21 protein-coding genes are annotated in these 20,167 nt (G+C 73.0%); 18 read left to right on the top strand and 3 right to left on the bottom strand.

Annotation, left to right across the window (positions count from 1 at the left end; genetic code table 11):
• Position 1: 1 nt before the first annotated feature.
• The 4 genes from LLS1_RS11580 to LLS1_RS11565 all read left to right on the top strand — a co-directional run bounded on the left by LLS1_RS11580 (position 2) and on the right by LLS1_RS11565 (position 4,526).
• On the top strand, positions 2–1,417 hold the full coding sequence (locus LLS1_RS11580; protein ID WP_374758263.1) for an aspartate aminotransferase family protein: 1,416 nt from the start codon (positions 2–4) through the stop codon (positions 1,415–1,417).
• A 96-nt stretch (positions 1,418–1,513) separates the two neighbouring features.
• A complete protein-coding gene (locus LLS1_RS11575) occupies positions 1,514–2,680 on the top strand; it encodes an NYN domain-containing protein (protein ID WP_226655688.1) in 1,167 nt (388 codons plus the stop codon).
• 94 nt (positions 2,681–2,774) lie between these two features.
• On the top strand, positions 2,775–3,710 hold the full coding sequence (locus LLS1_RS11570; RefSeq protein WP_226655686.1) for an NADP-dependent oxidoreductase: 936 nt from the start codon (positions 2,775–2,777) through the stop codon (positions 3,708–3,710).
• 24 nt (positions 3,711–3,734) lie between these two features.
• On the top strand, positions 3,735–4,526 hold the full coding sequence (locus tag LLS1_RS11565) for a DNA polymerase beta superfamily protein (RefSeq protein WP_226655684.1): 792 nt from the start codon (positions 3,735–3,737) through the stop codon (positions 4,524–4,526).
• Positions 4,527–4,534: 8 nt separating this feature from the next.
• Here the strand turns inward: LLS1_RS11565 and LLS1_RS11560 are convergent, their stop codons facing one another.
• Together LLS1_RS11560 and LLS1_RS11555 are read right to left on the bottom strand one after the other, a co-directional pair.
• On the bottom strand, positions 4,535–4,855 hold the full coding sequence (locus LLS1_RS11560; RefSeq protein WP_226655683.1) for a hypothetical protein: 321 nt from the start codon (positions 4,853–4,855) through the stop codon (positions 4,535–4,537).
• Positions 4,855–5,220 carry a hypothetical protein gene (locus LLS1_RS11555; RefSeq protein ID WP_226655681.1) on the bottom strand — a complete coding sequence of 122 codons (366 nt, stop codon included), beginning with the start codon at positions 5,218–5,220 and terminating at the stop codon, positions 4,855–4,857. The genes LLS1_RS11560 and LLS1_RS11555 overlap by 1 nt, the downstream gene beginning before the upstream one ends.
• Positions 5,221–5,298: 78 nt before the next feature.
• Here LLS1_RS11555 and LLS1_RS11550 point away from each other — a divergent pair, with 78 nt between their 5' ends.
• From LLS1_RS11550 to LLS1_RS11500, 11 genes are all read left to right on the top strand, one after another.
• The gene (locus LLS1_RS11550) at positions 5,299–5,544 is read left to right on the top strand and encodes a hypothetical protein (protein WP_223357324.1); all 246 of its coding nucleotides are present in this window, start codon (positions 5,299–5,301) and stop codon (positions 5,542–5,544) included.
• Between the two features lie 23 nt (positions 5,545–5,567).
• Entirely contained in the window at positions 5,568–6,968 is a 1,401-nt protein-coding gene (locus LLS1_RS11545; protein ID WP_226655679.1) for an MFS transporter, read from the top strand.
• A gap of 133 nt (positions 6,969–7,101) precedes the next feature.
• The gene (locus tag LLS1_RS11540; protein WP_226655677.1) at positions 7,102–7,761 is read left to right on the top strand and encodes an alpha/beta family hydrolase; all 660 of its coding nucleotides are present in this window, start codon (positions 7,102–7,104) and stop codon (positions 7,759–7,761) included.
• Positions 7,762–7,841: 80 nt separating this feature from the next.
• A complete protein-coding gene (locus tag LLS1_RS11535) occupies positions 7,842–10,946 on the top strand; it encodes a hypothetical protein (RefSeq protein WP_226655675.1) in 3,105 nt (1,034 codons plus the stop codon).
• Entirely contained in the window at positions 10,943–13,678 is a 2,736-nt protein-coding gene (locus LLS1_RS11530; protein WP_226655673.1) for an ABC transporter permease, read from the top strand. Before LLS1_RS11535 ends, LLS1_RS11530 begins: the two co-directional genes overlap by 4 nt.
• 5 nt (positions 13,679–13,683) lie before the next feature.
• Positions 13,684–14,589 (top strand): ABC transporter ATP-binding protein, encoded by a 906-nt coding sequence (locus LLS1_RS11525; protein ID WP_226655671.1) that lies wholly within the window; start codon positions 13,684–13,686, stop codon positions 14,587–14,589.
• Positions 14,579–15,340, top strand: coding sequence for an ABC transporter ATP-binding protein (locus LLS1_RS11520; RefSeq protein ID WP_374758262.1), 762 nt, complete (start codon positions 14,579–14,581; stop codon positions 15,338–15,340). The genes LLS1_RS11525 and LLS1_RS11520 overlap by 11 nt, the downstream gene beginning before the upstream one ends.
• Before the next feature lie 173 nt (positions 15,341–15,513).
• Positions 15,514–15,846, top strand: coding sequence for a PadR family transcriptional regulator (locus LLS1_RS11515; protein ID WP_025158723.1), 333 nt, complete (start codon positions 15,514–15,516; stop codon positions 15,844–15,846).
• A gap of 1 nt (position 15,847) precedes the next feature.
• Positions 15,848–16,219, top strand: a complete 372-nt coding sequence (locus tag LLS1_RS11510) for a DUF1048 domain-containing protein (RefSeq protein WP_226655669.1) — start codon at positions 15,848–15,850, stop codon at positions 16,217–16,219.
• Positions 16,216–17,004, top strand: a complete 789-nt coding sequence (locus LLS1_RS11505; protein ID WP_226655667.1) for an ABC transporter ATP-binding protein — start codon at positions 16,216–16,218, stop codon at positions 17,002–17,004. Before LLS1_RS11510 ends, LLS1_RS11505 begins: the two co-directional genes overlap by 4 nt.
• The gene (locus LLS1_RS11500) at positions 17,001–17,777 is read left to right on the top strand and encodes an ABC transporter permease (RefSeq protein ID WP_226655665.1); all 777 of its coding nucleotides are present in this window, start codon (positions 17,001–17,003) and stop codon (positions 17,775–17,777) included. The genes LLS1_RS11505 and LLS1_RS11500 overlap by 4 nt, the downstream gene beginning before the upstream one ends.
• 88 nt (positions 17,778–17,865) lie before the next feature.
• Here the strand turns inward: LLS1_RS11500 and LLS1_RS11495 are convergent, their stop codons facing one another.
• Positions 17,866–18,432: a GNAT family N-acetyltransferase gene (locus LLS1_RS11495; protein WP_226655663.1), complete on the bottom strand. Its 567-nt coding sequence runs from the start codon at positions 18,430–18,432 to the stop codon at positions 17,866–17,868.
• A 57-nt stretch (positions 18,433–18,489) separates the two neighbouring features.
• Here LLS1_RS11495 and LLS1_RS11490 point away from each other — a divergent pair, with 57 nt between their 5' ends.
• Genes LLS1_RS11490 through LLS1_RS11480 form a run of 3 tightly spaced genes read left to right on the top strand, consistent with a single transcriptional unit; the run spans position 18,490 to position 20,093 of the window.
• Complete coding sequence (locus LLS1_RS11490) at positions 18,490–18,957, top strand: hypothetical protein (RefSeq protein ID WP_226655661.1); 468 nt, start codon at positions 18,490–18,492, stop codon at positions 18,955–18,957.
• A 26-nt stretch (positions 18,958–18,983) separates the two neighbouring features.
• Complete coding sequence (locus LLS1_RS11485; RefSeq protein WP_226655659.1) at positions 18,984–19,538, top strand: phosphoribosyltransferase family protein; 555 nt, start codon at positions 18,984–18,986, stop codon at positions 19,536–19,538.
• A gap of 12 nt (positions 19,539–19,550) precedes the next feature.
• On the top strand, positions 19,551–20,093 hold the full coding sequence (locus tag LLS1_RS11480; protein ID WP_226655656.1) for a sugar O-acetyltransferase: 543 nt from the start codon (positions 19,551–19,553) through the stop codon (positions 20,091–20,093).
• Positions 20,094–20,167 lie beyond the last annotated feature (74 nt).

Here is a 20,167-nt window from a genome sequence, read left to right as displayed (position 1 = left end):
CGTGACCGACACCCTCCCCACCACAGCCCGCACCGGCTTCGACGACCGCCGCGGCGTGCGGCACCCGTTCGGCGACACCGACGCGGAGACCCAGGTGCGCAGCGACGACCGCAGCCACGTGTTCCACTCCTGGAGCGCGCAGGCGCAGATCGACCCGCTGCCCATCGCCGCAGGTTCCGGGTCGACCTTCTGGGACTATCAGGGCAACGCGTACCTGGACTTCAGCTCGCAGCTGGTGAACCTCAACCTCGGCCACCAGCACCCGGACCTCGTCGCCGCCATCCAGCAGCAGGCGGGACGGCTCGCGACCATCCAGCCGTCGATGGCGAACGACGTGCGCGGGGAGCTCGCGCGCCGCATCGCCGGCGTCGCGCCCGGCAGCCTCGACAAGGTGTTCTTCACCAACGGAGGCGCGGACGCGAACGAGTACGCCGTGCGCCTCGCCCGCCGGGTCACCGGCCGGCGCAAGGTGCTGTCGATGTACCGCTCCTACCACGGCGGCACGTCGACGGCCATCTCGCTGACCGGGGATCCGCGCCGCTGGCCGAACGAGCCGAGCGACCCCTCGGTCGCCCACTTCTTCGGGCCGTACGCGTACCGCTCCGCCTTCCACTCGACCACCCCGGAGGAGGAGACGCAGCGCGCGCTCGAGCATCTGGAGAGCGTCATCGTGCTGGAGGGGGCCGCCACGGTCGCCGCGATCATCATCGAGACCGTGGTCGGCACCAATGGGGTGCTCGTACCGCCGCCCGGCTACCTGCCCGGCGTGCGGGCCCTGTGCGACAAGTACGGGATCGTCTACATCGCCGACGAGGTCATGGTCGGCTTCGGGCGCATCGGCGAGTGGTTCGCCGTGGACGCCTTCGACGTCGTGCCGGACCTCATCACCTTCGCCAAGGGCGTCAACTCGGGCTATGTGCCGCTGGGCGGCGTCGTCATCTCCGCGCCGATCGCGTCGTACTTCGACGATGTCGCGTTCGCGGGCGGACTCACCTACTCCGGGCACCCGCTGGCGTGCGCCGCGGGCGTCGCGACCTTCGAGGTGTTCGAGCGGGACGGCATCCTGGAGCGCGTGCGCGATCTCGGCGAGCGCGTCGTGGCGCCGGAGGTCACCTCCTGGCTCGACAGGCACCCCTCGCTCGGCGAGGTGCGCGGGCGCGGCCTGTTCTGGGCGCTCGAGCTGGTGCGCGACCGTGGGACGCGGGAACCGCTCGTGCCGTTCAACGCCGCGGGCGCCGACGCCGCGCCGATGGCCGCCGTCGCCGCCGCCTGCAAGAAGGCGGGCGTCTGGCCGTTCACGCATTTCAACCGCGTGCACATCGCGCCGCCACTGGTGATCGAGGAGGATGAGCTGCGCCGCGGCCTCGCCGCCATCGACGCGGCGCTCGACGTCGCCGACACGTACGTCACCGCCTGACCCCGGGCGCGATTTGGACCGAATGTGGGGAAAGCGTGACGCTTTCCCCACATTCGGTCCAGATCGCGCACCGCTCAGGCGGGATATCGTGGGGCCATGAGTGAACCTGGGCACGGCCGCGTCGCGGTCTACATCGACTTCGACAACATCATCATCTCGCGGTACGACCAGGTGCACGGGCGCGGGCAGTTCATGCGCGACCGCCAGAAGTCCGCGGGCGACAAGCCGAAGCCCACGTTCGCGGCGAAGCTCGAGGAGGCCCGGGTCGACCTGGGCGCGATCATCGACTTCGCGTCGTCGTTCGGCACCCTCGTGCTCACCCGGGCGTACGCGGACTGGTCCGCGACCGTGAACGCGGAGTACCGCGGGCAGCTGGTGGGCAGGGCCGTCGACCTCGTGCAGCTCTTCCCCGCCGCGGCGTACGCGAAGAACGGCGCCGACATCCGGCTCGCGGTGGACGCTGTCGAAGACCTCTTCCGCCTCCCGGAGCTGACCCACGTGGTGGTCGTCGCCGGCGACTCGGACTACGTGCCGCTCGCCCAGCGCATCAAGCGCCTCGGCCGCTACGTCATCGGGATCGGGGTGGCCGGGTCCACCGCCAAGTCCCTCGCCGCGGCGTGCGACGAGTTCGACAGCTACGACGACATCCCCGGTGTTGCGCACGACGACGCGACCGACCCGGACGACGCGGACGACACGGAGGCCGGGGCCGAGGCGACGACCGCACCGGCGCGCACCGCCTCAGCCGGTTCACGTGCCGCCGCCGCGGACCAGCGCCCGGCCCCCACGGAGTCGGCCGACACACCCGATGTACGCGCGGCCGGTGCCGCCGACGCGGCCGCACCCGCCGACGACGCCGCGACCGCCGACGACGCCGCACCCGCCCGGAGCCGCGGCTCCCGCCGCAAACGCCCGGCCGCGACTCCGGCCGCGGAGGCCGCGGAACCCGCCGACGGCGAGCAGTCCGACGACGAGCTGCAGGCGGAGGCCACCCGGCTGCTCACCCGCGCCCTGCAGCTCGGCCACGAGAAGGACGACACCGAGTGGCTGCACAGCTCGTCGGTGAAGGGCCAGATGAAGCGGATGGACCCCTCGTTCAGCGAGAAGGCGCTCGGCTATCGGTCGTTCAGCGATTTCGTGAAGTCCCGCAGCCCCCTCGTCGAACTGGACGACAGCTCCACCGCGCAGATGCTGCGGCTGGCCCGCACCCGTTCGCGCCGCGCACGTCACAGCGGCCGCGCGACGGACCCGGTCTCCTCCTGACGGCGCCGTCTCGTCCTGACGGCGCCGTCTCCTCCTGGCGGCGCCACGCGACGACACGGAGCCGGCACACAGCCTCCGGGCGTTGACTGACCGCATGGCACGACAGTGGATCGCGACGCAGTGGGGTGAGCCGGAGGGCTGGGAGTTCGTGGATCGGGAGGTCGCCGCGCCGGCCGCGGGAGAGGTGACGATCCGGGTGCGCGCCGCCGGGGTCAATCCGGCGGACTACAAGCACGTCTCAGCTCCGCGCCCGGGCGCGGAGCTGCCGATCCCGATCGGCTACGAGGTCGCCGGAGTCCTGACCGCGATCGGCCCCGGGACGAGCATCGGCTCCGGCGACGCGCAGGTCGGCGACGCCGTCGTCGCGTTCCGTATCCAGGGCGGATACGCGGAGGAGCTGACCGTGCCCGCGAAGGACGTCTTCGCCAAGCCGGACCGGCTGCCGGACGAGGAGGCCGCCAACCTTCTGCTCGCCGGAACGACCGCGGCGCAGATGCTGCACACGGTCCGGGCCCGTGCCGGAGAGACCATCCTGGCGCACGGCGCCTCCGGCGCGGTCGGCGTCAGCGTCCTGCAGCAGGCCGGCGAGCTCGGCGTCCACGTCGTCGGAACCGCCAGCGAGGCGAGCTTCGCCCGGGTGCGCCGCTTCGGCGGAACGCCCGTGGAGTACGGCGACGGGCTCGCCGAAAGGGTCAGGCACGCCACCCATGCGCCCATCGTCGCGGCACTCGACACGGTCGGCACGGACGAGGCCGTCGACGTCTCCCTCGAGCTCGTCGCCGACCGCTCCCGCATCGTCACGATCGTCGCTGCGGCGCGCGCCGCGCAGGAGGGGTTCGCCGCGGTCTTCGGCGCCCAGCCCGAGAGCCAGGCCTACCGCGACTCGGTGCGGTCGCCGCTGCTGGAGCTCGCCGGAAGCGGCCGCCTGCAGGTGCCGATCGCGCGCACCTACCCGCTGGCCGAGGCTCCCGAGGCGCTGCGCTTCCTCGCGGAGGGGCACCCCGGCGGGAAGATCGCGCTGATCCCCTGACGCGCGGCCGATAGCATCGGGCTCATGCGCGCCGTCCCCGACACCCTCGACGTCTCCGTCGTCGCGAACATCGACGCCCGTCTCGCCCGCCTCGCGGAGGAGGAGGGTGTCGTCATCCCGTGGGCGATCGAGAGCGGGAGCCGCGCCTGGGGTTTCCCGTCACCCGACAGCGACTACGACGGCCGGTTCCTCTACCTGCGCCCGACCGCCGACTATCTGCGCCTCACCCCGCTGCGCGACGTCATCGAGACCCCGCTCGACGCGATCTACGACGTCAACGGCTGGGACGTCCGCAAGGCCCTCTCGCTCCTCGTGGGTGGCAACGCCACCGTCGTCGAATGGCTGCGCTCCCCCATCGTCTACACCGGTGACGCGGCGTTCCGCGACGGGATGCTCCGGCTCGCCGCCGACGTGCTCGACCGCGAGCGGGTGCTCGACCACTACCTCCACATCGGCGTCCGGCACCGTGACGGTCTGGACGGCCGCCTCAAGCGGTTCTTCTACGCGCTGCGCCCCGCGGCGGTCCTGGGATGGCTGCACGCCCACCCCGCCGAGTCCGTCGCGCCGATGGACCTGCCCACGCTCCTGGCCGAGTCGGAGCCGCCGGCCGGAGTGGCGGAGGCCGCGACGGAGCTGATCGCGCAGAAGGCCGTCACCCGCGAGCTGGGAGCGGGCGAGCCGCCCGCGGTGCTGCGCCGCTACGTCGACGACGAGCTGCAGCGGGCGGCGGAGCGCCCCGCACGCCCCCGATCGGACCGGGCTGCCGCGCAGGCCGCCGCCGACGCGTTCTTCCTCGAGCTCAACGGGCTCGCCTGACGGCGGTCCTACTCGTCGATCCGCCCGGCCTCCGCCTCCTCCTCGCGCATGACGACGATGCCTCCGGTGCGCTGACTGGAGTGCAGGAGGGCCTCCATCCAGCGCTCGTTGAGGGCGGGAGGACGGCTGCCGGCGAAGAGGAACGCCAGCGGGACCTCGTGGCTGATCCACAGGCTGATGCGGCCGCCGCCCTGCTCGGCGGGAACCTGCCAGTTGAGCAGGAAGCTCTCGTGGCGGCGGAGCTTGGTGACGACGGCGATCTTGACGTGGGCGAGAGTGCGGTCGTCGAACTCGTACTCCTGCGTGCTGCCGTAGAGGAGCGTGCCCATCAGGCGTCCCTCCGGTGCGCCCGCGCGGCCGCGAAGCTGCCGGCCGGGACCTCTTCACGGATCTCGGCGCGGAGGGCGTCCTCCAGGACCAGCCCGCTGTTGCCGTTCGCGCGCTCGGTGAGCAGCCCCAGCCAGTCCCGGTTGAGCTCGGGGAGCTCGGGATGCGCGAAGACGAACTGCAGGCTGATCGACGGGTCGAGCCAGATCGAACGCAGGGTGCCCTCGATGCCGCCGGTGCGGTCGGTCCAGATCAGGAGGAAGCCCTCCCGGCGACGGAGCTTCGTCGCGATGACGGCCTGCAGGTGGGCCAGCACGCGGTCGTCGAACGCGAATCCGTCCGCGCCGTCGTAGATCAGTGTGCCCATCGGTTCCTCCGGTCCCACTTTCGCGGCGAGCGGGCGCGCCGTCAAGTGATCCGCCACGTGCGGCGTAGAGTCCGCCGCATGGACGCTCTCACGCGAACCATCAAAGCGGCTCTCCTCTACGAGGACGGCCAGACCCTGGACAGCGTCGTGGTCGTGCCCCTGATCGGCGGATGTCCGCCGGGCGAGATCCGCGTCGCCACCCTCTTCGCCGGTGCTCTCGCGTACGACGTGTACGAGCTGGCGGACGAGGAGGAGTACGGCGGTGTGCCGGCGTACCCCTACCGCTCCACCATCCCGATGACGACAGCCGACCTCGACGGCTGACGCCGGCTGATTAGGCTGGGCGGGTGACTCCTCCCGCCCAGCCGCCGCGCCCCCGCGGGAGCCGGGTGGGCGCGGCCGTCGCCGCGCTCAGCGTCGGGACGGTGCTCAACCCGCTCAACTCGTCGATGATCGCGGTCGCGCTGGTGTCGCTGCAGCGCGACTTCCGTGTCGACGTGACGACGGTCACCTGGGTCGTCACCTCGTTCTACCTGGCGTCGGCCGCGGGGCAGCCGCTCATGGGCCGGCTCGCCGACCGGTTCGGTCCACGCCGGCTGTTCCTGTTCGGGATGATCGTGGTCGCGATCTCGTGCGCGGTCACGCCGTTCGCGCAGTCGTTCGCCGCGGTCTGCGCCGGACGTGTAGCGCTCGCGATCGGCACGGCGACCGCGTTCCCGTCGGCCATCGCGATGCTGCGGCCGCTCTCCGCGGGCACCGACGTCGGCACCCCGCGGCTGCTCGGGAGGCTGCAGATCGCCAACACCTCGGGCGCGGCGATCGGGCCCGTGCTCGGCGGAGCGCTCGTCACCTTCCTCGGCTGGCAGGCGATCTTCTGGGTGAACGTGCCCCTCGCGGTGCTCGCGTTCGCCGGCGTGTGGCTGTTCGCGCCCCGGGACGCCGACCGCGAGCGCGTGCCCCTGTCGCGCACCCTGGCGGAGTCCGACATCCCGGGCATCCTGCTCTTCGTCACGACGCTGAGCGCCGTGCTCGTGTTCCTGCTCGATCTGCATCCCGCGCCGCTCTGGTGGCTGATCCCCGTCTTCGTCGCGGCCGGCGCCCTGTTCGTGTGGCGCGAGCTGCGCACCGCCCACCCGTTCCTCGACCTGCGCCTGCTCGCCGCCAACCGGCGGCTGATGATGGTCTACCTGTCCTTCGCGATCTTCAGCGTCGTCTACTACTCGGCGTTCTTCGGCCTCCCGCAGTATCTGCAGGCCCACGCCGGATACCCTGCGGGCGTCGCGGGGCTGCTGATGTTCCCGCTCGCCGCCGTCACCATCGTCGCCACTCCCCTGGCGGCACGCGCGATCGAGCGGGTCGGCTTGCGCACCACCCTGCTGTGGGGCGCGTCGGCGCTGATCGTCGGAGCGGGGCTCCTCGCCGTCGCATCGGCGTCGACGGCTCCCTGGGTTGTGCTCCTGCTCACGGCCGCCCTGGGCGTTCCGTACTGCGTCGTGAGCATCGCGATGAACCAGGCGCTGTACGCCTCCGCCCGCCCCCAGGACAGCGGCGTCGCGGCGGGCATCTTCCAGACCTCCCGCTACGTCGGGGCGATCGTGGCGACGACCGTCCTAGGCCTGCTCTTCAGCGGCGGCACCACCTCCGGCAGCTGGCTCACCGCCGTCGCCGTCGCGACCGGCCTGGCCGTGGTGCACCTGGCGCTGCTGGTCTTCGTGCGACCGCAGCGCAGCGCCGCCGCCGACAACTGAGCCGCATCGGCGCGCGCAGAGGGGTCGCATTCCGCCGCTTCGGCGCGCTCGAAGCGGCGGAATGCGACCCCGCTGTGCTCGCCCGGCAGCACCGGCGTCGCACCTCCCCGAGGCGTCCGGTACCGTCGGACCGATGGACCTCTCCGCCCCCAGCTCGCTCGGGCCCGGCCGCCTCGTGGTCGCCGCGGCCGCCTCGCCGCGCGCCTTCCTCTGGCTCGGGCACGGTGCGGGTGGCGGGATCGACGCACCGGACCTCGTCGCCCTCGCCCGCGCGCTGCCGGAACGGGATGTCACGGTGGCCCGGTACGAGCAGCCGTGGCGTGTCGCCGGCAAGCGCGTCGCCTCCCGACCCGCGGCCCTCGACCTCGCCTGGCGCGAGACCGCCGCGCTGGTGCGCTCGCTCGCGGAGGGCCTCCCGCTCGTCGTCGGCGGTCGCAGCGCCGGCGCCCGCGTCGCCTGTCGCACCGCGGAGGAGGTGGAGGCCGTCGGGGTCGTGTGCCTCGCGTTCCCGCTCCACCCGCCGGGGCGACCCGAGCGCTCGCGGCTCGACGAGCTCCTGCTCCCCGAGGTTCCGGTGCTCGTCCTGCAGGGCGACCGGGACACGTTCGGCACCGCGGCGACGGTCGCCGACGAAGTGGCGGGACGACCAGGCGTCCGGGTGATCCCGGTCCCGGGCGCCGATCACGGGATGAAGACCCTGAGGTCCTCGCCGCTCGACGCGCACGGCGTCGCGGACCTCGTCGTGACGGGCGTCGCCGGCTTCATCGACGCGATCGTCCGTTCGGAACACTGACCATCCGCACTGACGATCACCCTGACAGGCGCGCTCGTCCGCGCGCGAATTCGCCGTCCCGTCCGCGATACGGTGTGTGGATGCGCGTGGGGGCTCCGACCGAAGAACGCCTCCGCGCGTTCTGGCCGCAGCGCTCGCTCGCACAGACCGGGGTGCTCGCGTCCTCGGCCCTCACGGTGCTGGTCATCGCCTTCCTGGCGTGCACCATGGCCGGGCTCGCCGTGCGTTCCCCGAACAACGCCGTGCGGCAGACGGTGCAGGCGGGACCGGCCGCCACCGTCGCCGAGACGTACCAGGCGGCTCTCGATCCGCGCGAGGCCGACGAGCAGGACCGCACGGTGCGGTCGGTGCTGTCGCGACTGTTCCACGGGGCACCCGTCACCGTCGACCGCACCGCCTTCGCGTCCGGTGTCGACCTGGGCGACGGGCGCTCCGCCCTCGTGCTCTCCGACGACGCCGAGCTGCGAGACCGGGTCACGCTGCGCTCCGGAGGCTGGCCCGCTGCCACCGACGAGATCGCCGTGGACGCGACGCTGGCCCGGGAGGCCGGCCTCGCCCCCGGATCGCGCCTCCGGCTCAGCGCCGACGCGGACACCGGCACGGGCGGCACCCCTGTCGTCGTCTCCGGCGTCTGGTCGCCCACGGACGCCTCCGCACCGGCGTGGTTGGGGGTGACGGCGGGAGTCGACGGCACGGACGGCCGCGCGATCGGGAGCGCCGCGCTGCTCGCGCAGGTCACGGACTCGGCGACGGCCCAGTGGGCGATCGCCCCGGATCCCCAGCGCGTGACGGCGGCCGACCTCCCGCACCTGCGGGCCGGTTTCGCGGGCGCGTCCGACGCGCTCACCGAGGCGGACGCCTCCTCCTCCCCTTTCTCGTCGCTCGGCGAGGCCGCGTCGACGACGGCCGACATGCAGCGGTCGATCGGCGCGCTCGCGGCCGTGCTGCCGGCGCCCCTCGCGCTGCTCGCCGTGAGCGCGGTGGCGGCCCTGGTGCTGCTGGCACGGCTCCTCGCCCGCTCCCGCCTGCTCGAAACCCGCGTGCTCCGAGCCCGCGGCGCCTCCGTCGGGAGGCTCGTCCGTGCCGATGCCGTCGAGGCCGCGCTGGTGGCGACCATCGCCACCGCGATCGGAGCGGCCCTCTCCGTCGTGCTCGTGGAAGACGTCGCCGGAGCGTCGGGGACCCCGATCCGGGAGGTCGTGCTCGCGACCCTCGTGCCCGCCCTCGGGGTCGTCGTGGCCGCCGTCTCCGTGGCCGCCGTCGTCACGGCCCTCACCGCCCGCGCTGCCGACGGGGCCCTCGGTCCCGCCGAGGCGGGACGTGCCCGCTCGGCCGCCCCGCTGAGCCTGGGGGTGCTCGCCCTCGCCGCCGCGGCTGTCTCGCTCTGGCGGTTCCTGGCGTTCGGCGCGCCGGACGCCGACGGCCGCGTCGATCCCGTCGGGACCATCGCTCCGGCGGCGGTGCTCTGCGCCGTCTCCGTGCTCGCGCTGGTGTTGCTCGGACCGGCTGCAGGCGTGCTGGAGCGTCTGGCCGCCCGCCGGCGTCGGCTGTCCGGCGTCCTGCCCGCGCGGCAGGTGAGCCGCGGCGTCGGGCTCGTCGCCGCCCCGGCGGCCCTCATCGTCCTGAGCGTCGGCGCAGCGACGTTCGCCGCCGGCTACGCCGGCACCTGGTCCGGGTTCCTGCACGACTCCTCCCGGCTCGTCACGGGGGCGGACGTACGGGTGGACAGGAGTATCGCGGGGAGCGTCCGGGGTCCGGAGGACCTGCCGGACACGGCGCGGCTCGGGGGGATCCCGACGGTGACGTCCGCCGTCCCCGCGCTGATCTCCGACGCCACGCTCGGCCAGGCCGATGTGACGGTGGTCGCGGTTCACGCGCCGACGCTCGCGCAGCTCTTCGACACCGGGTCGTACATGTTCGACGCCTTCACCGCCCAGGAGGAGCTGGGCTCCGGCGACCCGTTCCCCGGCGCTCCGCTCGGCGCCGATGCCCGGACGATCTCGGTCGTGGCCACCGCGACGACACCCGACGCGTCCGTTCCGCCTCCCGCCCTCCGCGTCATCTTCTGGATCGCGGACGACGACGGCGCCCTCGCTCCCCTGCCTGCCGCTCCGTCGGCCGGAGGCGCGGCCGGCACGGTGTCGGCGACGCTCCCGACGACCGGCGGCCCCTGGCGCCTGCGGGCGGTGGACGTGCATCTCGACCCCGGCGACACCGCCTCCGCGGCGCAGGTGCGGCTCACCGGCCTGACGTCCGGGGCGACCGTGGCGACCCCGGGCTGGCGGCCGGAACCCCGCGCGTTCCGGGATTCCGGGACCGGGGCTCAGGCGACCGCGCTGGACGACGGCGGGCTCGGCTTCGACGCGCCCCTCGTCGCTGCCGGACGGGAGAGCGTCGTGCGCCTCCTCCCGAAGGCCGCCGACGAGCTGCCCGTGCTGGTCACCCGCGCTGCGGCCGAGTCCTCCGGGCTCGGGAGCGGCTCGCGCATCGACATCGACGCCCCGTGGGGATCGGTCACCGGCACCGTCGCCGGAGTGGTCGACGCCGTCCCCGGCACCGCCGACCAGAACGCCGTGCTCATCGATCTGCCCGCGCTCGACGATCGCCTCCTCAGCACGTCGCCCACGATCCCCCGCCTGGGCTCCGTCTGGCTCGCCGCCCCCGACCCGCAGCGCGTGGCCCGGGCGGCGGCGCAGGCCGCGGGACCCGACGCCGTCGTCACCGACGCCTCCGGCGCCTTCGTCGCTCGCTTCCTGGGGAGCGCCGTCGCCGCCCTCTGGCTGGGGGCCGCGGGATGCGCGCTGCTCGCGGTGGTCGCCCTCGCCGCGACCGCGCTCTCCGCATTGCGCTCCCGGCGCGGGGAGGTCGTGGTGCTGCGCGCCGTCGGCGTCGGCTCCCGCCAGCAGGCCGCCGCCCGGCGGTGGGAGCTCGGAGGCGTGGTCGCGGGTGCGGCGATCGTCGGCCTGCTCGGTGGCCTCGCCGTCGTCCTGCTGGCGGGCAACGCGCTGGCCCGCCTTTCCGTCGTGACCGCTCCGAGCACGCTGTCGGTCCAGGGGCGCATCGATGCGGCCCTGCCGGCGGCGCTGGGTGCCCTCGCGCTCGCCGTCGGCGTCGTGCTCTGGCTCTACGGGCGTGCCGTGCGCGCCCAGGTGCTCGACACCGCGCACCGGGAGGAGACCCGATGAGCCGGCGCTCGCTCCTCTCCGGCACCGGTCTCGCCGCCCGCGCGTTCGCAGCCTCGCGGGGCGCGCTCGCGCTGCTCGGCGTGGTCGTGCTCATCGCGACGACCGCCGTCTCGGCCTGGCCGCGATTCGCCGAGGGCTTGCTCGGCGCCGAGCTGCGCTACCGCGTGGAGGAGGCGACACCGGTCAACCGCGACCTGCTCACCTCCACCATCACCGGCACTGTGCAATCGGCGGGAGGCGGATCGTTCGGCGGGACCGCCGAGCCGGGCGCGGTCTGGCAGCGGATGCCGGGAGCGCTCGCCTCGGCGCGTTCGGCCATGGCGCCCGCGCTGCGCGCGGTGACCGGCACGGGGGACTATGCCTCCCGCAGCGACGACGCCACGACCACCGGGCCGCCGGATGCGGCCTCCGACAGCCGCTACGTCACGGTCGTCGAGTCGTACGCGCGCCTCCGCGCTGCCGCCGCCCTCGACGCGGGAGCCTGGCCGTCCCCCATCGCGACCGTCGGCACGACCGCAACCCCACCCACCGTCGACGTCGTCCTGACGACGGACGCCGCACGCCTGGTCGGTTGGACGGTCGGCCAGACGCGCACCGCCTCCTCCGGCTCCGCGTTCCGGCTCCGGCTCTCCGGCACCGTCCGCCCGCTCGACACCGGCTCCGACTTCTGGTCCCTCGAGACCGTTCGCGCGCACGGAAGCTATGTCGACCGGGGCGACGCGGGCAAGCTCTACCGCGCCGTCGCCTGGGTCGATCCCGGGTCGTGGACGCGCGTCGCCCCGCTGTTCGCCGGAACCTTCACCCAGGGCTGGTTCCCCGTCGCCCCGGCGGCTCTCTCGGTCTCCCTGCTCGACCCGGTCCGCTCCGCGCTCGGCCGCTTCCTCTCCGCCGCGCCGACCCCGTCCTTCGGCGGCGTGCCGACGACCCTGCGCTTCTCGACGTCCCTCGACCGCACCCTCGACGCCTACAGCGCCCGCGCCCAGCCGGCGAACACCCTGTTCGCGATCCTGGCCGCTGGACCGCTCGGCGTGGCGCTCGCCGTCCTCGTGCTCGGCGTGCGCCTGCTGCTCGGGCGGCGACGGGAGGCGCTGGCCCTGCTCGCGGCGCGCGGCGCCTCGCCGGCACGCCTGCGACGCGAACTCGCGATCGACACCGCGCTCGTCTCGGTGCCGGGAGCCGGTCTCGGGCTCGTCGCCGCCCTGCTTCTCACGCCCGGCGCCGACAGCCTCCTGCTTCCCGTCGCGCTCGCCCTCGCGTGCGCGCTCGCACCTCCGGCGCTCAGCGCGGCGGCGGCCGGGCGCCTCGGCCCGGGCGACGACCTGCGCGGCGGACGGACGGCCCGGCGCCGCTGGGGGTGGGTGCTGGAGGTCCTCGTGCTCGGCCTCGCCGCGCTGGGCGTCGCCGCCCTGTTGCAGCGCGGGCCCGAGCCGGCCTCCGCCGGCCTGGGCGTCGACCCTCTGCTCGCCCTCACCCCGGTGCTCCTCGCCCTCGCTGCGTGCGTCGTGGTGCTCCGGGTCTACCCGGTGCCGCTGTCGTGGCTGACACGCGCGCTGCGCCGCCGCCGAGGGCCCGTCGCCTTCATCGGCGCGACCAGCGCGCTCCGCTCCCGCGCGGGCGGCCTGTGGCCGGTGTTCGCGGTCGTGACCGGGGTCGCCATCGCGGTCTTCTCCGCCGGCGTGCTCAGCACGGAGCGGGCGGGCATCGAGAGCGGCGCCCTCGCCCGCGTCGGAGCCGACCTGAGCGTGACGGCGCCCACGACCTTCACGGACGAGCAGGTCGAGCGTCTGCGTTCGGTGCGGGGCGTCGCGGCGAGCGCCGTCGTGGAGTGGGCGGGAGGGGTGCGCGTACAGGCGGGGTCGCAGGGCGGCGACCTCTCCGGCTACCTCGTCGACCCGGCGGAGCTCGCCCGGGTGCAGTCGGGCATCCCGGAGGCCGCCCGCGTCTCCTCCGCGCTGGTGCAGAAGGATCGGGCGCGTACCGGCGCCGTCATCGGCGGCTTCGACCCGACCATCCCTGTCACGAGCGCGATCCTCTACGCCGGCACCGCCGTGCATCTCGGCGTGACGGAGTTCGATTTCGCACCCGGCGTCTACATCCGGGACGCCCAGTGGGTGATCATCGACCGGACCGCGCTACCCGCGTCGGCCGGGCTCACCGGGCGCCCGCAGACCGTGCTGGTCTCCCTCGCACCGGGCGCCGACGCCGCGACGGTGCACGACGAGCTCGCCGCGATCGCCGGCACGGGCGCCACGATCGGCGACGCCCAGCGGGAGCAGGAGACCTTGCGGGCGGCTCCCCTCGTCGCAGGCCTCGAGACCATCGCCCTCCTCTCGATCACGCTCTCCGCACTGATGTGCGTGGGGGCGCTCCTGCTCGCCCTCGTCATCGGCGCGGCTTCCCGTACCCGGCTGGTCGCGACACTGCGCACCATCGGCTACACCGCGCGCCAGACCGGCGCACTGCTGGCGTGGGAGCTCGGCCCCCTGCTCGTCGCGGGGCTGGTCGCCGGCATCGCGGTCGGGCTCGCGCTCCCGGCGATCGTGCTCGCCCCGATCGACCTCAGCGGCTTCACCGGCGGACCGATCGCTCCCGCGGTCGTCGTCGACCCGCTGCTCATCGCCGCCGCGGCCGGAGGGTTCGTCCTCGTGACCCTCGCCGTCACGCTCATCGCACTCGCCGTCGCACGGCGCCGCTCGCCGGCCGCGGTGCTCCGGGCAGGAGGGGAAGAATGACAGCCATGACATCGGGCAGGACGGACGCGGGCATCGAGTGCTCCGACCTCGTGCGCATTTTCACCGCGGAGGGGGTGGAGGTGCAGGCGCTCCAGGGCCTCACCCTGCGGGTCCGCAGCGGCGAGCTCGTCGCCATCGTCGGCGCCTCGGGCTCGGGCAAGTCGACGCTGCTCGGCATCCTCTCCGGACTCGACAAGCCGACCGCCGGCGCGGCGTCGGTCGCCGGTCGTGACCTCCTGACGATGACGGCGAAGCAGCGCGTCGACTATCGACGCCGCACGGTCGGATTCGTCTGGCAGCAGACCTCCCGCAATCTCCTCTCCTACCTGACCGCGCGCGAGAACATCGCCCTCACGATGACGATCGCCCGCCGCCCCGACCGCGTCGCCCGCAGCCGCGATCTGCTCGACCTGCTCGAGGTCTCGCACTGCGCCGACCGCCGGCCGGCCGAGATGTCCGGCGGCGAGCAGCAGCGCGTCGCGATCGCCGTCGGCCTGGCGAACGAGCCTGCTGTGCTCCTCGCGGACGAGCCGACCGGCGAGCTCGACGAGCACACCTCGGCCGACGTGCTGGAGGCCATGCGCGGCGTGAGCCGGGAGCTCGGCGTCACCACGCTCATCGTGACCCACGACCCGGCCGTGTCGGAGCACGTCGCCCGCACCGTGCAGATCCGGGACGGACGCACGTCGACCGAGGTGCTCCGCCGCACCGGGGTCACCGCGGCCGGGGACGAGCACACCATCGCCGAGGAGTTCGCGGTGCTCGACAAGGTGGGCCGCCTCCAGCTGCCGCCCGAGTACCTCAGCAGCCTCGACCTGCGCGACCGGGTGCGGCTCGCACTCGAGACGGACCACGTGGGCGTGTGGCCGCACGCCGACGACCACGACGAGGAGGCCTCCGGTGAGCACTGACGACGCACTGGGCGCACCCGTCTCCGGCGCGGCGCGCGACGGCGAGAGGCTCGTGCCGCTGCTGCGCGCGGACGGCGTCGGCCGCATCTTCTCCACCGCCGCCGGCCCCGTCACCGCCCTCGACGACGTTTCGCTGGATGTCCACCCCGGCGAGCTGCTCGTCGTGCGCGGCCGCTCCGGCTCGGGCAAGACCACCCTCCTGAACGTGCTCGGCGGGCTGGACACCCCCACCTCCGGCACCGTGCGGCTGGGCGAGCTCGATCTCACCACGGCGAGCGAGTCGCAGCTCGTCGCCGTGCGACGCTCCCGTGTCGGGTTCGTGTTCCAGGCGTTCGGCCTCGTGCCCGTGCTGTCCGCCGCCGAGAACGTGGAGGTGCCGCTGCGCCTTCTCGGCGTCGACCCGGCCGTGCGCGACGCCCGCGTGACCGAGCTCCTCGATCGCGTCGGCCTCGGCGGTCATGCGGCTCAGCGTCCCGCCGAGCTCTCGGGCGGCCAGCAACAGCGCGTCGGGATCGCCCGCGCGCTCGCCGCCCGCCCGCAGGTGCTGCTCGCCGACGAGCCGACCGGCCAGCTCGACAGCGTGACGGGTGCCGCGATGATGGACCTGCTCGTCGAACTGGTCCACGACGCGGGGGTCGCGGCCGTGGTCACCACGCACGACCCGATCCTCATGGCACGCGCGGACCGTGTGATCGAGCTGCACGACGGACGCACCGTCCCGCGGCGGCGCGGGGCGCACGTGCGGGAGTAGCGGCCTCCCGTCGCCGGCCCGGGCTCGCGCCCTCGCCGCACGCTCCGGCTGCTTCTGATGCGGCCCTCGAGCCGCGTCGCAGAACTCTAGCTATTCAGTGTTGCTATCTACCGGTACTCGGCGTTACTATCTAGCAGTACCAAGCAACACTGAGTAGCCGGAAGGAGCGTCCGATGAGCAAGCAAGCGACGGAGATGCTCAAGGGAACCCTCGAGGGCATCGTCCTCGCCATCCTCCAGGCCCGGCCCGCGTACGGCTACGAGATCACCTCGTGGCTGCGGGATCAGGGCTTCACCGACATCGCCGAGGGCACCATCTACGCGCTCCTCGTGCGGATCGAGCAGCGCGGCCTCGTGGACGTGGAGAAGGTCCCGTCCGAGAAGGGCCCGCCGCGCAAGGTGTACTCGCTCAACCGGGCGGGTCACGAGTACCTCGACGAGTTCTGGAGGACGTGGAGCTTCCTCGCAGAACGACTGGAACAGCTCCGACACGAAGGGGAGAACTGAGATGGCGGCCAAATGGGTCGAGGCGATCACGGGATCGCTCGAGCAGAAGAAGCAGTACCGGCAGTACCGGGCGCGGCTGGAGGCCCTGCCCGAGCCCTACAACGCCGTCGCGAAGGCCGTGCAGCGGTACTTCATGTACAACGGCGGCGTCGAGGACGGCGACACTCTCCTCACCATGATGGGCGACTTCGTCGAGCTCTGGGAGCGCGCCGCGGCCGACGGGACCCCCGTCCGCGACATCGTCGGCGACGACCCGGTCGAGTTCGCGGAGGCGTTCGCCGAGGCCTACACCGGCAAGCGCTGGATCGACAAGGAGCGCGCCCGCCTGAACGCCGCCGTCGAGGAGGCCGAGAAGAAGGGGACGGACCAATGACCGCCACCACCCTCGACCGCGGCCCGGCCATCCGGGTGCACGGTCTCGAGAAGTCCTACAAGAAGCTCAGCGTCCTGCGCGGCGTCGACTTCGAAGTCGAGCGCGGCAGCATCTTCGCCCTGCTCGGCTCCAACGGCGCCGGCAAGACCACGGCGGTCAAGATCCTCTCGACCCTGCTGAAGGGCGATGCCGGCGAGGCCGTCGTGAACGGCTTCGACGTCGCCACCGAGGCGGCGGAGGTGCGCGACTCCATCAGCCTGACCGGGCAGTTCGCCGCGGTCGACGAGATCCTGACCGGGCGGGAGAACCTCGTCCTCGTCGCCGAGCTGCGCCATCGGAAGAAGCCCGGCGCGATCGCGGACGAACTGCTCTCCCGCTTCTCGCTCACGGAGGCCGGAGGCCGCAGGGTCTCCACCTACTCGGGCGGCATGCGCCGCCGGCTCGACATCGCGATGAGCCTCATCGGCGACCCGCCGGTGGTCTTCCTCGACGAGCCGACCACCGGTCTCGACCCGCAGGCCCGCATCGAGGTGTGGGACGCGGTGAAGGAGCTCGCCGGGCGCGGCACCACCGTGCTGCTCACCACGCAGTACCTCGACGAGGCCGAGCAGCTCGCCGACCGCATCGCCATCCTGCACGAGGGCCGCATCATCGCGAACGGCACCCTCGCCGAGCTGAAGCAGCTGCTCCCGCCAGCGCAGGTCGAGTACGTGGAGAAGCAGCCCAGCCTCGAAGACGTCTTCCTCGCCATCGTCGGCGAGCCCACCCCGAAGGAGGAGTCATGAGCACCGCGACCTTCATCAGCGACACCACCGTCCTCACCGGGCGGTCCATGCGCCACATCACGCGCAGCCTCGACACCATCATCACCACCGCCCTCATGCCGATCGCGTTCATGCTGCTGTTCGTGTTCGTGTTCGGAGGCGCGATCGACACGGGCTCGTTCTCGGGCTCGTACGTGGACTACCTGCTGCCCGGGATCATGCTGATCACGGTGGCGACGGCGGTCTCGTACACCTCGTACCGGCTGTTCATGGACCTGAAGGGCGGCATCTTCGAGCGCTTCCAGTCCATGCCGATCGCCCGGTCGAGCGTCCTGTGGGCCCACGTGCTCACGTCGCTCGTCTCCACGATGATCTCGGTGGTCCTGGTCGTGCTCGTCTCCCTGCTGGTCGGCTTCCGCACCGGCGCGAGCGTGCTCGCCTGGCTCGGCGTCGCCGGCATCCTGATCCTGTTCAGCCTGGCGCTGACCTGGATCGCCGTCATCGCCGGCCTGTCGGCCACGACGGTGGACGGGGCGGGCGCCTTCGCCTACCCGATCATCTTCCTGCCGTTCATCAGCTCGGCGTTCGTGCCCACCGAGAGCATGCCCGGTCCCGTCCGCTGGTTCGCGGAGAACCAGCCCGTGACCTCCATCGTCGACTCGATCCGCGCCCTGTTCGCCGGCCAGCCCGTCGGCACCGACATCTGGATCGCCCTCGCCTGGTGCGTCGGCATCCTGGTGCTCGCCTACGCCTTCGCCATGGTCGCCTACCGCCGCCGCATCACCGCCGGGTGAGCACTCTCCCGGCACCGACTCCCGCCGCCCCGCCCGGGCCGGCGGTGGTCGTGTTTAACCGCGACGCTCGTCTCCGGGCCGGCCGGTGTCAGCGCAGCGTCCGCCGCATCACCCACCGGTCCGCTCCCCCGGAGTGCGCGTTCGTCTCGGCGTAGCGCTCGAACCCGTGTCGCTCGAACAGCGCGACCGTTCCCACGTACCCGCTGATCACATCCACTTTCTTCCCGTCGGTGTCGACGGGGTACCCCTCCACGATCGCCGCTCCGGATGTCCGCGCGTGCTCCACCGCCCCGTCGAGCAACTCGTGCATCAGCCCCCGCTTACGGAACCCGCCACGCACCACGAAGCACACGATCGACCACGGGTCGAGCTCCTCGTCCAGGTGCGGGATCGTCCGCGAGTTCAACAGCCGCCGGTAGGTCGACTTCGGCGCGACCGAGCACCACCCCGCCACCTCCCCGTCGAGGTAGGCCAGCACCCCGGGCCCGGGCTCCGTCTCGCACTCGGCGTGCATGTAGTCGATCCGCGCGGGCATGTCGAGCCGCGCATCCCGGTACGACATGCACACGCATCCCCCGCCTCCGGGCTTGCGCGGAACCATGAACGTCGCGAAATCGTCCCAGCGTCCGGTCGCGGGCAGCACTTCGATGGACATGCGGGAAGCGTAGCGGGAGGGGGCGACATCGGGGCTGCGGGCCGCTAGGTTGTCGCTGTGGACGATCCCGTGGAGTACCTCACGACCGTCGTCCGGGTCTTCCCGGACTACGCGGACTCGGTGATCTGGTTCTCGCCGGGGCCGGTGGCCTACGAGGATGCGCACATCAGCCCGGAGCTCGCCAGGGACCTGCAGACCTGGGAGGACCGCTACTACATGATTCTCGACGACCACCACGAAGTGCGCGAGGAGTTCAGCGCGGCGTTCGACGCCGACGGGCTGTCGTTGGCCGGCCGGCTGTCCGACGAGCTCGGCGACGCGTTCGCCGTCGAGTACCTGTCCACCGGGGGCGACCGGACGACCCTCCGCCGGGACCATCCCGGAAGCAACCCGGTGGCCGTCGCCGCCTTCGCACGGATGGCCGAGCGCACGCGTGCCGACCACGATCGCATCGTCGAGGCCCAGCGCAACGGCGTGGTCTTCCGTTGGGTGGCCAGCCACGGGACGGATGATTCCATCCGGTGACGTCGCGTGGCGGTAGTCTCGTCGCCGTGACCTCTTCGGCTTCCCCCGTCCGCGCGCGGATGGCTGACCTCTTCGAATGGGTCACCGACGACGGCACGCGCTCGAGCTATGTCGAGTTCCAGCGGTTGTGGCGCGACCCCGAGATCCTCTCCGGGATCGGGCCCCTGCTCGCCGCACCGTTCGCGGAGGCCGCGCCGACGGTCGTGATCGGTCCACCGTCCAGCGGGCACCTCCTCGGCCCGCTGGTCGCCGCCGAGATGGGTGCGGGCTTCGGTGCGGTCGCGAAGGATCCGGTCCGGCTGATCGACAGCGACAACTGGATCACCGTCACGACGCCGCCCGACTACCGCGACCGCCACCTGACGATGGGACTGCGCCGTGGCGTCGTGACGAGCGCGGACCGCGTGCTCGCCGTGGACGACGTCGCGGACACGGGGAGCCAGCTGCTGGCGCTCAAACGACTGGTGGAGCATGTCGGCGCAACCTGGGTCGGCAGCTCGGTGGTCCTCGACCTCCTCTCGCTGAACACCACGCGTCGGGAGCTCCGACTCCAGGCCGTCTTCCACTCCCGCGAACTCTGAGAGGCCCTCCCCATGCCCGGCGACCTCCTCATGCGCATCCACAGCCCCGAGTTCCAGGCCATGTCGCAGCGCGTCCTGAAGGTGACCGCTCTGACCTCCCGCCTCAACGTCCTCCCCTTCGACGACGAGGCCGGCAAGGCAGGGCTGCTCGCGCAGATCCTCGGCAGCCCCGTTCCCGACCGCACCACCATCTACCCGCCGTTCTTCACCGACCACGGGCTGAACCTGGAACTCGCCGAACGCGTCTTCATCAACCAGAACTGCACCTTCCTCGACTACGCCGGCATCCGCCTCGCCGAACGCGTCATGGTCGCCCCGAAGGTCACCTTCATCACCGTCGGCCACCCCGTCGACACCGACGACCGCCGCACCTGGCTGACCGGCGGCCCCATCGTCGTCGAGGAGAACGCGTGGATCGGCGCCGGCGCGACCATCCTCCCCGGGGTGACGATCGGCCGCGACGCGGTGATCGCCGCCGGGACCGTGGTGGCGGAGGATGTGCCCGCCGCGAGCCTGGTCACCGGCCCGAAGGGCGCGATCAAGCGACGCTGGTGATGCGCGCGCCTCGCACGGCGACTGCTACGCCACGCAACGTATGCCACTGAGCGCCGCGCCGCGAACGTCCGGAC

This window comes from Leifsonia sp. LS1 (assembly GCF_020521355.1).
GTDB lineage: Bacteria > Actinomycetota > Actinomycetes > Actinomycetales > Microbacteriaceae > Leifsonia.
The sequence above is the reverse complement of the archived record's forward strand: the minus strand, read 5'-3'. Positions and strand labels throughout refer to the sequence as shown.

Coding starts and splice junctions, on each gene's coding strand:
- LLS1_RS11560 (WP_226655683.1), bottom strand. CDS start 4,855: ATGGGCACGCTCCTCTACGGCAGCACGCAGGAGTACGAGTTCGACGAC.
- LLS1_RS11515 (WP_025158723.1), top strand. CDS start 15,514: ATGAGCAAGCAAGCGACGGAGATGCTCAAGGGAACCCTCGAGGGCATC.
- LLS1_RS11510 (WP_226655669.1), top strand. CDS start 15,848: ATGGCGGCCAAATGGGTCGAGGCGATCACGGGATCGCTCGAGCAGAAG.
- LLS1_RS11480 (WP_226655656.1), top strand. CDS start 19,551: ATGCCCGGCGACCTCCTCATGCGCATCCACAGCCCCGAGTTCCAGGCC.
- LLS1_RS11530 (WP_226655673.1), top strand. CDS start 10,943: ATGAGCCGGCGCTCGCTCCTCTCCGGCACCGGTCTCGCCGCCCGCGCG.
- LLS1_RS11535 (WP_226655675.1), top strand. CDS start 7,842: ATGCGCGTGGGGGCTCCGACCGAAGAACGCCTCCGCGCGTTCTGGCCG.
- LLS1_RS11550 (WP_223357324.1), top strand. CDS start 5,299: ATGGACGCTCTCACGCGAACCATCAAAGCGGCTCTCCTCTACGAGGAC.
- LLS1_RS11505 (WP_226655667.1), top strand. CDS start 16,216: ATGACCGCCACCACCCTCGACCGCGGCCCGGCCATCCGGGTGCACGGT.
- LLS1_RS11570 (WP_226655686.1), top strand. CDS start 2,775: ATGGCACGACAGTGGATCGCGACGCAGTGGGGTGAGCCGGAGGGCTGG.
- LLS1_RS11500 (WP_226655665.1), top strand. CDS start 17,001: ATGAGCACCGCGACCTTCATCAGCGACACCACCGTCCTCACCGGGCGG.
- LLS1_RS11525 (WP_226655671.1), top strand. CDS start 13,684: ATGACATCGGGCAGGACGGACGCGGGCATCGAGTGCTCCGACCTCGTG.
- LLS1_RS11495 (WP_226655663.1), bottom strand. CDS start 18,432: ATGTCCATCGAAGTGCTGCCCGCGACCGGACGCTGGGACGATTTCGCG.
- LLS1_RS11555 (WP_226655681.1), bottom strand. CDS start 5,220: ATGGGCACACTGATCTACGACGGCGCGGACGGATTCGCGTTCGACGAC.
- LLS1_RS11540 (WP_226655677.1), top strand. CDS start 7,102: ATGGACCTCTCCGCCCCCAGCTCGCTCGGGCCCGGCCGCCTCGTGGTC.
- LLS1_RS11575 (WP_226655688.1), top strand. CDS start 1,514: ATGAGTGAACCTGGGCACGGCCGCGTCGCGGTCTACATCGACTTCGAC.
- LLS1_RS11565 (WP_226655684.1), top strand. CDS start 3,735: ATGCGCGCCGTCCCCGACACCCTCGACGTCTCCGTCGTCGCGAACATC.